9 protein-coding genes are annotated in these 12,421 nt (G+C 75.9%); 5 read left to right on the forward strand and 4 right to left on the reverse strand.

Features of this window, described 5'->3' with window-relative positions; translation table 11 throughout:
* Nucleotides 1–19 precede the first annotated feature (19 nt).
* On the reverse strand, nucleotides 20–2,815 hold the full coding sequence (locus ACFY61_RS11255) for a SpoIIE family protein phosphatase (protein ID WP_389469961.1): 2,796 nt from the start codon (nucleotides 2,813–2,815) through the stop codon (nucleotides 20–22).
* A gap of 123 nt (nucleotides 2,816–2,938) precedes the next feature.
* A complete protein-coding gene (locus ACFY61_RS11260; RefSeq protein ID WP_389469964.1) occupies nucleotides 2,939–3,874 on the reverse strand; it encodes a cyclase family protein in 936 nt (311 codons plus the stop codon).
* Between the two features lie 143 nt (nucleotides 3,875–4,017).
* Here ACFY61_RS11260 and ACFY61_RS11265 point away from each other — a divergent pair, with 143 nt between their 5' ends.
* From ACFY61_RS11265 to ACFY61_RS11275, 3 genes are all read left to right on the forward strand, one after another.
* The gene (locus ACFY61_RS11265; protein ID WP_389469967.1) at nucleotides 4,018–5,190 is read left to right on the forward strand and encodes a PP2C family protein-serine/threonine phosphatase; all 1,173 of its coding nucleotides are present in this window, start codon (nucleotides 4,018–4,020) and stop codon (nucleotides 5,188–5,190) included.
* Nucleotides 5,191–5,558: 368 nt separating this feature from the next.
* Nucleotides 5,559–7,244 (forward strand): N,N-dimethylformamidase beta subunit family domain-containing protein, encoded by a 1,686-nt coding sequence (locus ACFY61_RS11270; protein WP_389469969.1) that lies wholly within the window; start codon nucleotides 5,559–5,561, stop codon nucleotides 7,242–7,244.
* Nucleotides 7,245–7,319: 75 nt separating this feature from the next.
* Nucleotides 7,320–8,660 (forward strand): LCP family protein, encoded by a 1,341-nt coding sequence (locus ACFY61_RS11275; protein WP_389469972.1) that lies wholly within the window; start codon nucleotides 7,320–7,322, stop codon nucleotides 8,658–8,660.
* A gap of 22 nt (nucleotides 8,661–8,682) precedes the next feature.
* Here ACFY61_RS11275 and ACFY61_RS11280 read toward each other — a convergent pair whose 3' ends face one another.
* Nucleotides 8,683–9,543, reverse strand: a complete 861-nt coding sequence (locus tag ACFY61_RS11280; RefSeq protein ID WP_389469974.1) for an SDR family oxidoreductase — start codon at nucleotides 9,541–9,543, stop codon at nucleotides 8,683–8,685.
* A 91-nt stretch (nucleotides 9,544–9,634) separates the two neighbouring features.
* On the opposite strand from ACFY61_RS11280, the gene ACFY61_RS11285 reads away from it, so the two are divergent.
* A complete protein-coding gene (locus ACFY61_RS11285; protein WP_389469977.1) occupies nucleotides 9,635–10,111 on the forward strand; it encodes a MarR family winged helix-turn-helix transcriptional regulator in 477 nt (158 codons plus the stop codon).
* Here ACFY61_RS11285 and ACFY61_RS11290 read toward each other — a convergent pair.
* Entirely contained in the window at nucleotides 10,071–10,715 is a 645-nt protein-coding gene (locus tag ACFY61_RS11290) for a TetR/AcrR family transcriptional regulator (RefSeq protein WP_389469979.1), read from the reverse strand. The two genes, ACFY61_RS11285 and ACFY61_RS11290, sit on opposite strands and share 41 nt — an antisense overlap.
* Before the next feature lie 63 nt (nucleotides 10,716–10,778).
* On the opposite strand from ACFY61_RS11290, the gene ACFY61_RS11295 reads away from it, so the two are divergent.
* Nucleotides 10,779–12,416, forward strand: a complete 1,638-nt coding sequence (locus tag ACFY61_RS11295; protein ID WP_389469982.1) for an FAD-binding oxidoreductase — start codon at nucleotides 10,779–10,781, stop codon at nucleotides 12,414–12,416.
* Nucleotides 12,417–12,421: the final 5 nt, after the last annotated feature.

The raw sequence follows: 12,421 nt of genomic DNA on the forward strand, positions 1-12,421 counted from the left end.
ATCAGGTCATAACCGTGCTTTACGCCGCGTCGAGGGCGCATTCGGCCCAGATCACCTTGCCCTGCGGGGTGTAGCGGGTGCCCCAGGCCTGGGCCAGCTGGGCGACGAGGAACAGGCCGCGCCCGCCCTCGTCCGTGCTGGCCGCCCGCCGCAGGTGCGGGGCGGTGCTGCTGCCGTCGGACACCTCGCAGATCAGGGCGCGGTCGTGGATCAGCCGCACCTGGATCGGTTCGCCGCCGTAGCGGACGGCGTTGGTGACCAGCTCGCTCAGCACCAGCTCGGCGGCGAACGCGAGCTCGTCCAGCCCCCACTCGGCCAGCCGGCGCGTGACGGCGGCCCGGACCTCGCCGACCCGGGCGGGGTCGGCCGGCAGGTCCCAGACGGCCATCCGCCCGGGGGGCACCGTGCGGGTCCGGGCGACGAGCAGGGCGATGTCGTCGGCCGGGTGCTCCGGCGCCATGGCGTCCATGACCGCCCGGCAGGTCTCCTCGGGCGTGCGTTCCGGATGGGCGAGGGCGCGGGTGAGCCGGTCGAGGGCGAGGTCGATGTCGCGGTGGCGGTCCTCGACCAGCCCGTCGGTGTAGAGGACCAGCGTGCTGTCCTCGGGCAGTTCGACCTCGGCCGTCTCGAACGGCAGCCCGCCCAGGCCCAGCGGGGGGCCGGCCGGGACGTCGGGGAAGGTCACGCCGCCGTCGGGGTGGACCAGGGCGGGCGGGAGGTGCCCGGCCCGTGCCATGACGCACTGCCGCGTGGTGGGGTCGTACACGGCGTACAGGCAGGTGGCGCCGACGATGCCGCTGCCGCCGGCGGGGTCCTCGCCGCCCTCCTCCCGGTCCAGGCGGACCAGCATGTTGTCCAGGTGGGTGAGGAGCTCGTCGGGGGCGAGTTCCAGCTCGGCGAAGTTGCGCGCCGCGGTGCGCAGCCGGCCCATGGTGGCGGCGGCGTGGATGCCGTGGCCGACGACGTCGCCGACCAGGAGGGCGACGCGGGTGCCGGACAGCGGGATCACGTCGAACCAGTCGCCGCCGACGCCGGATTCGGCGGGCAGGTAGCGGTGGGCGACCTCGACCGCGCCCAGCTCGGGCAGGCCGCGCGGGAGCAGGCTGCGCTGGAGCGCGAGGGCAAGGGTGTGCTCCCGGGTGTAGCGGCGGGCGTTGTCGATGCACAGGGCGGCGCGCGCCGCGAGTTCCTGGGCCAGCCGGCTGTCGTCCTCCCCGAACGGCGCGGGGTCCTCGGAGCGGTAGAAGCTCACGATGCCCAGGAGGACGCCGCGGGCGAGGAGCGGTACGGCGATGAGGGAGTGCACGCCGTGCTCCAGGACCCTCCGGGAGCGGTCGGGGCTCTGCGCGATCCACCCCGCGGCGGACCGGAGTTCCGGTTCGAGGACGGCGTGCCCGGCGGCCAGGGCGCGCATGTGCGGGGTGTCGTCGTGGAAGTCCAGGCGCTCCCCGGCCGGGCAGAAGGGACAGTCGTCGCGGATCCCGTGGAGCACCGCCCGGTGGAGGTCGGTGCCGGGGGCGGTGGACTCGTCACCGCGGAGCACGGCCCCGGGCAGGTCGACGGTGACGTAGTCGGCCAGCCGGGGCACGGCCGTCTCGGCGAGCTCGCGCGCGGTGCGGGTCACGTCCAGGGTGGTGCCGATCCGGCTGCTGGCCTCCGCCAGCAGCTCCAGGCGGCGCCTCGCCTCCATGGCGTACTTCCCGACCTCCGGCTCGCCCACCAGGACCAGCCCGCGGACGGATCCGGACCCGGAGCCGGAGCCGGAGCGGGCACCGGCGTCGGCGGGGGAGGGGGAGGCGGTGGAGACCGGGGCGGCCGGGCCGGGGCGGGGTGGCAGGGGCAGGCGGTGGACCGGGGGGCCGCCCCCGCCGATGACGGCTTCGACGACCATGCCCTCCACCCCGGAGTCGCTGGTGACCGGGCGGCTCAGCAGGGTGGCCTCCCGGCCGTGGGGGAGGGCCACCCGGGCCGCGGCCCGCCGGGGGGTGGTGAGGAGCTCGGTCGCCCGCTCCTTCAGGATCGTCTGGTCCTGCGGGTGCAGTCCGACCGCGGCCAGTTCCACCAGCCGCTCCGTACCGTCCGGGCCCTCCGGCCCGCCCGGTACGGACGGGCCGACGTGCCATCCGTCCGCGGCCGCCCCGGCCGCCCGGGCGTGCCGCTCGGCGTCGAGGTAGGTGTCCAGCAGCGAGCGCTCGCGCTCCGAGCTCTGCTCCGTCATCCGCCGCTCGATGGCCTCGGCCGCCCGGCGGACCAGGACAGACAGGGCCGGGTGCTCGTAGGAGTACGGGTAGCCGAAGCACAGCACGCCCGCGATGCGCCCGCTGAGCTGGTCGCGGACGGGCGTGGCGCAGCAGGCGTTGGCCTGGCCGCGTTCGGCGAAGTGCTCGGCGCCGTACACCTGGACGAACCGCCGCTCGGTCAGTGCCAGGCCGATGCCGTTGGTCCCCGCGAACCGTTCGGCGAAGACGAAGCCGGGCACGCTCTGCACGGGGGGCAGGGTCCGCGCCAGTTCGGGTTCGCCGAAGCGGCGCTGGAGCACGGTCCCGTTCGCGTCGGCGAGGGCGATGTTCATCCGGCTGCCGGAGAACCGCGCCTGGAGCCGGTCGAGCACGGGCCCGGCAGCGCGGACGAGCCGCGAGTCCGGGTCGTAGTCGTCCCGGTGGGGCAGCTCCATCCCGTCCGGTGAGAGCCCGAGGAGCCGGCAGCGCAGCCACGAGTCCAGGATCGGAGCCCGTACGCCGGTCCCGGCGGGTTCGCCCCCCAGGAACCGCTCGCGGGAGAGCGCGGGGCCGATCCGGTCGCCCGTGACAGCCATCTGCATCACTCCCCTCGCCGGTGTGCCCCGTGCCCCGGCCGGCCCCGGGTGACCGCTCGGGCCCGTAGACCCGTAGATGAGTCGCATGGTGCGTTTTGAGTATATTCCCGGGGTTTTGCCGCTTCACAGGACCGCGACGGGATTGACCGGGGAGCCGGTCCCGCCGGGCACGTCGAGGGGAGCCGTCACGAGCATGAACTCGTACCGCCCGGCCCCCGCGCAGGCGGCGGACAGCGCTTCCAGGTCCAGGTTGTCCAGCAGGGGCACCCCCATGGCGGCGACCGCCAGGGCGTGCACGGGGGAGTGCACGCCCTCCACCGGAGAGGGGCGGACGTCGCTGTCCCCGTCCCCGCCGAGCAGGCAGATCCCCCGCCGGGCCAGCAGCGGCACCGCGTCCACGTGCAGGCCCGCGCTCGCCGCGCCGGCGTCCCACGGGCCCAGCTCGCGCCGGCGCCGGAACCGGCCGGTGCGCAGCAGCACCGCGCAGCCCTCGTCGACGTCCGCGCCCAGCGCCCGCTCGGCGGCGGCGACGTCCGCGGCGCGGACCGCCCGCCCCGGCTCCAGCCAGTCGACGCCCAGGACGGCGGGGAGGTCGAGGAGCACCCCCCGGGTGACCAGCGGGCCGAGGGCGGACACCGATCCGAAGCGGGCGCCGCCGGCGCCGACCACCTCGCGCGCCGGGTGCCCGCCGTAGAGCAGGCCGCGGTAGGCGACGTGCGACAGGGCGTCGAGGTGGCTGACGACCTTGCCGTGGTAGTCCGCGGCGAGGAAGTCCTTGTGGGTGGCCGGCTCAGGGGGCTCGACGTCGCCGAGGTCGGTCATGTGGTGCAGGGCGGGCCTGGTGTTGTCGGCGGCCGGCCGGGTGTTCCAGGGCAGGCCCAGCGGGACCGTCGTGCCGTCCCGGACCAGGGCGGCGGCCCGCCGTACGTGGTCCGGGGTGACCCGGTTCCAGGCGCCCCGGTCGGACGGGTCCCACCGGCCCCAGGTACGGACCTCGGTGAACAGGGCGTCGAACTCCTCGCGGGAGACCCGGGGACCGCCGGGCGGGCTGCTGGTCATGGAGCGATGCCTACCCGGTACCGGCGGCGCACCGGCCCCGGCTGGACCGACCGGGCGGCTCGGCGACCCGCGGCGGGCACGACCGGGCGGTCACCGGCGGCTTGACTGGCGGGCGGTAGCCCGGCCGGGGCAGGCTGGTAGCCATGAGGGCGTCCCTGCGCCCGCCCCCGGTACCGGGGGCCGGCGGGCACCACCAGGTCCTGTTCGTGCTCTGGCAGTGCGTGCCGTTCGCGCTCGCCCTCCTGGTGCTCGCCGTCGAGCTCTCCCCGGCGCACGTCGTCTACACCGGACCGCTGCTCGTCGCGACGCCCGCTCTGGCGGCGGTGACCATGGGCCCCGCGGGCACCCTCGCCGCGGCCGGCCTGGCCGTGGCCGTGAGCGTCACCACGGCCACCTACAACGGGGCCTGGGGCGGCCAGCAGGTCTACGCGAACTTCCTCGCCCTGTCCCTGGTGTCGGTGGCCGGCTACCTGACGAGCCGTGCCGTGCGCGTCCGCCAGGAGAACGAGCTCAACCAGGTGCGCCGGATCGCCGCGGCCGCCCAGGAGGTGCTGCTGCGGCCCGTGCCGGCCCGGCTCGGCCCGGTGCGCGCGGCCAGCATGTACCTGGCCGCGGAGGCCGGCGCCCAGATCGGCGGCGACCTGTACGACGCGGTGGAGACCCGGTACGGGGTTCGGCTGATCATCGGCGACGTCCGCGGGAAGGGCCTGCCCGCGGTACGGGCGGCCGCGGTCGTGCTGGGCGCCTTCCGGGAGGCGGTGCACTACGAGGACGACCTGGCCGAGGTGGTCGGCCACTGCGGAGCGGCCCTGCGGCGGGACGCCGCGGTCCGGGGCGCGCTGGGCCCCGGCGGGGACGACGCGCTGCTGGAGGGGTTCGTCACCGCCCTGGTGGCGCAGGTCCCCGCCGGTCACCGGGTCGAGCTGGTCAACCGGGGGCACCCGCCCCCGCTCCTGCTGCGCGGGGGCGTGGTCCGGGCCCTGGTCCCGGCCGTGCCACTGCCCCCGCTGGGGCTGGAGGAGTTCATCAGTGGTCCCCCGGGGCGGACGGAGAGCTATCCGTTCGCCCCCGGCGACCGGCTGCTGCTGCACACCGACGGCGTCATCGAGGCCCGTGACGCCGACGCGGTCTTCTTCGACCTGCCCGGCGCGATGGCCGCGATGGGGGACCACGGCCGGCAGGCGTTCCTGGAGTGGCTGAGGGAGGCGCTGGACCGGCACACGCGGGGGCGGCTGGCGGACGACGTGGCGGTCATCGTGGTGGACCGCGCCGAGGACCCGGGCGGCCACCCTCGGCCGGGTCCGCGCACCGGCTGACCGCGGCACACCCGGGCGGTCGGGCGCCAGACGCCCGACGACCTACGGGGCGGGCTCCCTGCGCCGGCATTGTCCGGATCAGGTGGTGGGGGTCGCCATCGGGTCGTGCGACCCTCCGGCCTCTCAGCCCTACCGCTGACGTCGGCCACGGCGGATCGACTTCCTCCGCCCCAGTCGGCTACTCCGGTCGGGCTCCCTCGCTCGCCTCGTAGGCCTATAAGGGGCTTTTCCGGTTATAGGGGGCTTAAACCCGATTGGCGGATTTTTTTCCGCAGGGCCGGACGGCGGGCTCCGCTTCCCGGTCCACGGGCCGCCGTCCCGTTAGAAAGGGGTCCACCTGACGGCGAGCGGCGGGCGGAGGCGGTGCAATGGTGCGTGACGGAGCCCCGGACGCGGCGGACCGGGCGGGCGCGGCCCCGGCCGGGGCGGCCTGGGCGGGGGCGGGGCCGGACCGCCGGCGCGTCCTCGGTCTGGCGGCGGCCTGCCTGGCGGCGCCCCGGTTCACGGCCGGCGAGGCGGCAGCGGCGGAGGCGTACCAGGCGGAGGCCCACCCGGCGGAGGCGTACGCGTCGGAGGCGGCGCACCCGGCGGGGCAGGGGCCCGTGCCGGACCGGCCCCTGGACGTCGCCGCGGAGAACGCGCGACCCGGTGACCCCGGCTGGCGCATCACCCGCCCCGGCGCCGTGCACGCCGTCGAGGGCTTCGCCGGCAGCGCCGGGGTCCTGCCCGGCGAACCGATCGCCCTGTACGTGTCCACCACCGCCGGGGCCTACACCGTCTCCGCCTACCGCATGGGCTGGTACGGGGGCGCCCGGGCCGGACTCGTGTGGCGGTCCGGCCCGCTGCCCGGCGTACGGCAGGGCGGCCCCCGCACCGACCCCGCGACCCGGATGGTCCACACCGACTGGAAGCCCTCCGTCCACCTGGACACCACGGGCTGGCCCGAGGGCTGCTACCTGCTGCGGCTGGACACCGCTGACGGCAGTGCCCAGCGGTACGTGCCGGTCACCCTCCGCTCCCGGTGCACCGCCGGCCGCCTGGTGGTGGTCAACTCGGTGGCGACCTGGCAGGCGTACAACCGCTGGGGCGGCGCCGACCTCTACAAGGGGACGACCGGCAAGAAGGGCTCGCGCTCGCTGGTCGTCTCCTTCGACCGCCCGTACGCAGGCGGCCGCGGCGCCGGCCAGTTCCTCGTCTACGAGGCCCCGCTGCTCGCCCTCGCCGAACGGACGGGGCTGCCGCTGGCCTACGCCACCGGCCTGGACGTGGCCCGTGACCCGGCGCTGCTGTGCGGGGCCGCCGGCGTGCTGTCGCTCGGCCACGACGAGTACTGGAGCCCGGAGCAGCGCCTGCACGTCACCCGGGCCCGGGACTCCGGCACGAACCTCGCCGTCCTCGGGGCGAACTGCTGCTACCGGCGCGTCCGGTTCGAGGAGTCGGACACCGGCGCGGACCGCAGGGTGGTCTGCTACAAGGAGGACTACGCCGACGACCCCGGCTTCCGCGCCGGGCTGCCGCCCACCAACGACTACCGCCGGGCCCCGCTGCCCCGCCCGGAGAGCGAACTGCTCGGGGTGATCTACGACGGCTACCCGGTCGACGCCCCGTACGTGGTGACCGAACCCGGCCACTGGCTGCTGGCCGGCACCGGCGTGCGTGCCGGGGACGCCTTCCCGCACCTGGTCGGCGTCGAGTTCGACCGCGTCGACACCCGGTATCCGACGCCCCGTCCGATCGAGGTCGTCGCACGGTCCCCGGTGGTGTGCAAGGGCCGCCGCAGCCACGCCGACTCCGCCTACCTGACGCTGCCCTCCGGTGCGGGCGTCTTCGCGACCGGCACGATGCGGTGGGTGGAGGCCCTGGACGCGACGGGGCCGGGCGGCGGGGCGAACCACGGACTGGACGGGCGGGCGGGCGCGTTCACCCGGACCGTCACGGAGAACCTGCTGCGGGCCTTCGCGCGGGGCCCGGCCGGCCTCGCCCGGCCCGCCACGGACAACCTCCCGGCACGTCCCACCGCGGCGGCCGGCACCACTCCGACGCCCGGCGTGTAACCCGCCGCTCCGGCACCACCAGCCACTACGGTCGGTCGGAAACCGACCGGTTTCGATCATTTTCGGGGGTGTGCCGTGCGCCGGCCGATCATTTCCCTGACCCTGGTAGCCACCCTCGCGTTCGGCCTCCCGACGGCCGCGGACGCCGTTCCGGCGGGAGAGCGGACCACGGGCTCCGGCGCCGGCCGGGGCACGAACATCCTCGTCGTGGGGATCGACAGCCGCGAGGGGCTCTCCGCCGCCGAGAAGCGGCGGCTCAACGTCGGCGGCAAGGGCTGCAACTGCACGGACGTGATGATGCTCGTGCACCTGTCCGCCGACCGGCGCCGCGCCAGCGTCGTCTCCATCCCGCGCGACTCCTACGTCGCCTACGCCCAGACCACCGGACCCGTCCGCAAGGGCAAGATCAACGGTGCCTACGCCCTCGGCCGCGGGCCGCTGGCCGTGCGCACCGTCGAGCAGGTCACCGGACTGCGCGTGGACCACTACCTCGAAACCGGCTTCACCGGCTTCGAGAAGGCCGTCGACGGTCTCGGCGGCGCCGTGGTCTGCACCGACCGGCCCCTCAAGGACGTCAACTCCGGCCTCGACATCGCCGCCGGGGTCCACCGCACCGACGGCCGCGGCACCCTGCAGTACGTCCGGGCCCGGCACGTCAACCGCCCCGGCGACCTCGGCCGGGTCCGCCGGCAGCAGCGCATGGTCTCCGACCTGCTGGCGAAGCTCCGGGCCGACCGCGCCCTCGCCGACCCCGCCGCCGCCTTCCGGACGGCCCGCAGGCTGCTGGCGTCCGTCCGCACCGACGAGCGGACCGGCCTGGACGACCTGGCCCGCATCGGCTGGGCCCTGACGCGCCTGCGCCCCGAGCGGACCGAGTTCGCCACCGTCCCGATCAGCGAGTTCGACCACCGGGTCCCCGGCGTCGGCTCCACCCTGGTCTGGCACCGGGAGCGCTCGCGGGCGCTGTGGGCCGCGCTCGCCGAGGACCGCCCCTTCACCGGCGACCGGCGGGTCCAGCCCGTGCCCGAGAACGCGGCGCCGACCAACCCCGCCGGCGTCCGGGTGCGGGTCGACGACGCCACCGTCGCCGCCGCCCTGCGCGCGGCCCGGTTCGCCGTCACCGACACGTCCGGCACGGCGCCCGCCGTGCGCCACCAGGGGCCGCCGGTCGTCCGGTACGCCCCGGGCCGGGAGGAGGACGCGGCCACCCTCGCGGCCGCCCTGCCGGGCGCCCGGCTCCGGGCCGTGCCGGGCCACGACGCCTCCTTCGAGGTGCTCGTCGGGACCGAGCCGGTGACGGTGAGGCAGGTCGTCTACGACCGCAACGTGGCCGAGGGCGCGCCGGTGACCGGTGACCGCCTCGGCTGCGCCGGGGACGGCCACCGCCCGCGCCCGCTCCCGGCCGCCGTGCGGTGAGGCCGGGGCGGGGCGGACGGTCTCAGCCGACCCAGGACCCGGTGATGCCGAGCACGGCCGAGCCGTCGAGGTCGGCCAGCTTGGCGCCGGTGAAGTCCCGGGCCCACTGCGTGGTCTGGAGGCGGAACGCCGGCCGGTCGGCGGTCAGCGCCTCCATGACCGACTCGGCCGCGCCGGCCGCGGTCTGCGCGGAGCCGTCCAGGAACTGGGTGGTGGTGCGGTCGATGTAGTGGCGCAGCGCCCCCGCGTACGGTCCGGCCGCCGCGACCCGGGCGTCGACGTCGAGCCCGATGTTGCTGACGAACTCGGTGGCCACCGCGCCCGGTTCGACCACGGACACGCTCACGCCGAGCGCGCCGGCGACGGGGGCCAGGCTCTCCATGTACCCCTCCACCGCGAACTTCGCGGCGCAGTAGGCCTCGTTGAAGGGCTGGCCGACGACCCCGCCCACGCTGGTGACGGTGATCAGACGGCCGCCGGTGGCCCGCAGGTGGGGGAGCGCGGCCTTCGAGACGTTGAGCACGCCGAAGAAGTTGACCTCCATGACCCGCCGGACGTCGGCGAGGTCGTCGAGTTCGAGGGTGCCGAGGTGTCCGGCGCCGGCGTTGTTGACGACCGCGTCCAGGCGGCCGTAGTCGGCGATCACCCCCTCCACGGCGGCGGTGACGGAGTCCTCGTCGACGACGTCGAGCCGGCGGACGTCGATGTCCACGCCCGCCTCGGCGGCGGCCTTGCGCAGGGCGTCGGCCCGGCCGGTGTCGCGCATGGTGGCGACGGTGCGCCAGCCGGCGCGGGCGGCGGCGACAGCGGCCGCCAGTCCGATGCCGGAGGAGGTGCCGGTGATCAGGACGGTGCGGGCGGAGTTCTCGGAGGCGGCGGTCATGGGGGGCACCTTTCGGGGCGGGGGGATTTAAGTGCGTGCACACACACTTTAAATTCATGTGCGTGCGCACGCAACCTCTAGACTGGGCGACATGCCGAAGAAGCTGACACAAGCCGAGATGCCCGCGGCCGACTACGCCTTCTACGGGCTCGTCTGGGCCGGTGCGACGATGACGGACCGCGTCGACAAGGCCCTGGTCAAGGCGCACGACCTGCCGGTGTCCTGGTTCGAGGTCATGCTGTGGCTGGCCTCGAGCCCGGACCCGGTGCCCGCCTCGGTCCTCGGCAACAGCACCCTGCTCAGCCGCAGCCAGGTCTCCCGGGTGGTGGACGCCCTCCAGGGTCGCGGCCTGGTGACCCGTACGCCCTCGGCGCGCGACGCGCGGTCGGTGGAGGTCTCGCTCACCCCGGCCGGCCGCGAGGTCTTCGAGGCCGCCGACGCCACCCGCCGCGCCGTCCTCGCCCCCGTCTTCACGGACCTGCTCGACGCCGGCGACATCGAGGCGCTCGGCGCGGTGTGGCGCAAGCTCAAGGCCGCGAAGAGCGCCCACCAGGAGGAGCGGGGATAGCGGCGGCCGCCGCGAACAGCCGGGCGCAGCGCCGGGTCATCTCCTCCGGGGACTGCTCCGGGTGCTTGACCCACCAGCGGACGAGGGTCGCGACCAGGCCCCGCCACGCGTACATGAGCGCGTCGGCGTCCAGCGGGTCGGTGGAGCCGCTCGCCCGCAGCAGCTCGGCGGTGCCCCCGGCGGCGAGCGCGTCGATGGCCGACCGGTACTCGCAGGCGCGCCGGACCGCCTCGCCGCCCGGCGGCAAGGTGGTGTCGTACAGCACGAACCAGGACGTGCGCCGCCCCTCCAGCGCGGCGAAGACCGCCCCGAGCACGCGCAGCGGGGTCTCCGGGGTGGTCCCGTCCGGCCCCATCGCCTCCCTGACGGCGCCCAGCAGGCGGTCTCCCGCGGGCACCAGGCAGGCGACGTACAGGTCCTCCTTGGTGCCGAAGTACTGGTGCAGCAGGGTCTTCGTCACCCCGACCCGGGCCGCGACCGCGGCGAGCGAGGCGCCCGCGTAGCCGTGGGTGCCGAACTCCTCCGTGGCGGCGGCCAGCATCTGCTCCCGGCGCTGCTGGCGGGGGACTCCCTTGGTGCCTGCCTTCGAGCGGGGGGTTGTCATGGGCCGATATTATCAGTAGGTAATTTACCGATGGGTAAATTCCTGCGGCTCCGGAGCGATCAGATGACCGGCACCACCCGCAAGACCCGCACCACCCGCACCACCACGCACTCGCCGTCCCGCACCCGCTCCTGGTGGGGGTGGGGCTGGGCGGACGCCCACCCCGACGACGCCGAGTGCCTCGCCATGGGCGCGCTGCTCCCCGGCACCCTCGCCCGCCCCCTCCCCGTCCCGCGCGTCCGCGACCTGCGGATCGGCCGCCCCGCCGTCGAACCCCCGGCGAGCCTCGCGCACCTGGTGGCCACCGACCCGGGGGACCGCGCCGCCCACGCCATGGGCAAGGCCTACCGCGACGTCGTACGCGCCCTGCACGGCCGCCCCGGCCGCGTCCCGGACCTGGTGGCCCGCCCCACCGACGGAGGGGAGGTCGCGGACCTGCTGGACTGGGCCGGCGACCGGGACGTCGCCGTCGTCCCGTACGGCGGCGGCACCTCCGTCACCGGCGGCGTCGAGTACCGCGGCGGTACCCACCGGGCCGTCCTTTCCCTGGACCTGACCGCGATGGGACGCGTCCTGGAGGTCGACGCCCCGGGCCGGGCCGCCCGCATCCAGGCCGGCGCCCTCGGCCCCGACCTGGAGGACGGGCTCCGCCCCCACGGCCTCACCCTGCGGCACTTCCCGCAGAGCTTCGAGTTCTCCACGCTCGGCGGCTGGCTCGCCACCCGCGCGGGCGGCCACTACGCCACCGGCCGCACCCACATCGACGACTTCGTCCAGTCCCTGACCGTCGTCACCCCGGCCGGCACCGGCACCTCCTGGCGGCTCCCGGCCTCCGGCGCGGGCCCCTCGCCCGACCGGCTCTTCCTCGGCTCCGAGGGAGCCCTCGGCGTCATCACCGAAGCCTGGGTCCGCCTCCAGCCGCGCCCCGTCCACAAGGCGTCCGCCGCGGTGGCCTTCACCGGCTTCGGCGCCGCGCTCGACGCCGTACGGGCCATCGCCCAGTCCGACCTGGCACCCGCCAACTGCCGCCTGCTGGACGCCAGCGAGGCCGCGCTCGCCGGAGCCTCGCACGACGGGTCCGCCGTCCTCGTGCTGGGTTTCGAGTCGGCGGACGCTCCCGTCGCCGACCGGCTCGAACGGGCCGTCGACCTCGCCCGCGCCCACGGCGGCCGCCGCGACCCGGTCGCCGACGGCGCCCCCGGTACGCCCGGCACCTCCGACACCGCCGTGGCCGCCTGGCGTTCGGCCTTCCTGCGGATGCCCTACCTCCGCGACGGACTCGTGCGGATGGGCGCCGTCGCCGAGACCTTCGAGACGGCGGCCACCTGGGACCGCGTCCCCGCCCTCATCGAGGACGTGCGCACCGAGGTCGGCGCGGCGGCGCTCCAGGCGACCGGGTACCCGGCCACCGTCAACTGCCGCCTCACCCACGTCTACCCGGACGGCGCCGCGCCCTACTTCACCGTCCTCGCCGCCGGCCGCCCCGGCGACGGGGCCGCCGTCTGGGACGAGCTGAAGGCCGTCGCCGGCGAGGTCCTCCACCGCCACCGCGCCACCATCACCCACCACCACGCCGTCGGCCGCGACCACCGCCCCGGCTACGACCGCCAGCGGCCCGAACCCTTCGCCCTCGCCCTGCGCGCCGCCAAGCACGCGCTCGACCCGCACGGCGTCCTCAACCCCGGCGTCCTCGTCGGCTGACCGTC

It is taken from the genome of Streptomyces sp. NPDC012888 (assembly GCF_042900645.1).
GTDB lineage: Bacteria > Actinomycetota > Actinomycetes > Streptomycetales > Streptomycetaceae > Streptomyces.

Coding starts and splice junctions, on each gene's coding strand:
- ACFY61_RS11255 (WP_389469961.1), bottom strand. CDS start 2,815: ATGGCTGTCACGGGCGACCGGATCGGCCCCGCGCTCTCCCGCGAGCGG.
- ACFY61_RS11260 (WP_389469964.1), bottom strand. CDS start 3,874: ATGACCAGCAGCCCGCCCGGCGGTCCCCGGGTCTCCCGCGAGGAGTTC.
- ACFY61_RS11265 (WP_389469967.1), top strand. CDS start 4,018: ATGAGGGCGTCCCTGCGCCCGCCCCCGGTACCGGGGGCCGGCGGGCAC.
- ACFY61_RS11270 (WP_389469969.1), top strand. CDS start 5,559: ATGGTGCGTGACGGAGCCCCGGACGCGGCGGACCGGGCGGGCGCGGCC.
- ACFY61_RS11280 (WP_389469974.1), bottom strand. CDS start 9,543: ATGACCGCCGCCTCCGAGAACTCCGCCCGCACCGTCCTGATCACCGGC.
- ACFY61_RS11285 (WP_389469977.1), top strand. CDS start 9,635: ATGCCGAAGAAGCTGACACAAGCCGAGATGCCCGCGGCCGACTACGCC.
- ACFY61_RS11290 (WP_389469979.1), bottom strand. CDS start 10,715: ATGACAACCCCCCGCTCGAAGGCAGGCACCAAGGGAGTCCCCCGCCAG.
- ACFY61_RS11295 (WP_389469982.1), top strand. CDS start 10,779: ATGACCGGCACCACCCGCAAGACCCGCACCACCCGCACCACCACGCAC.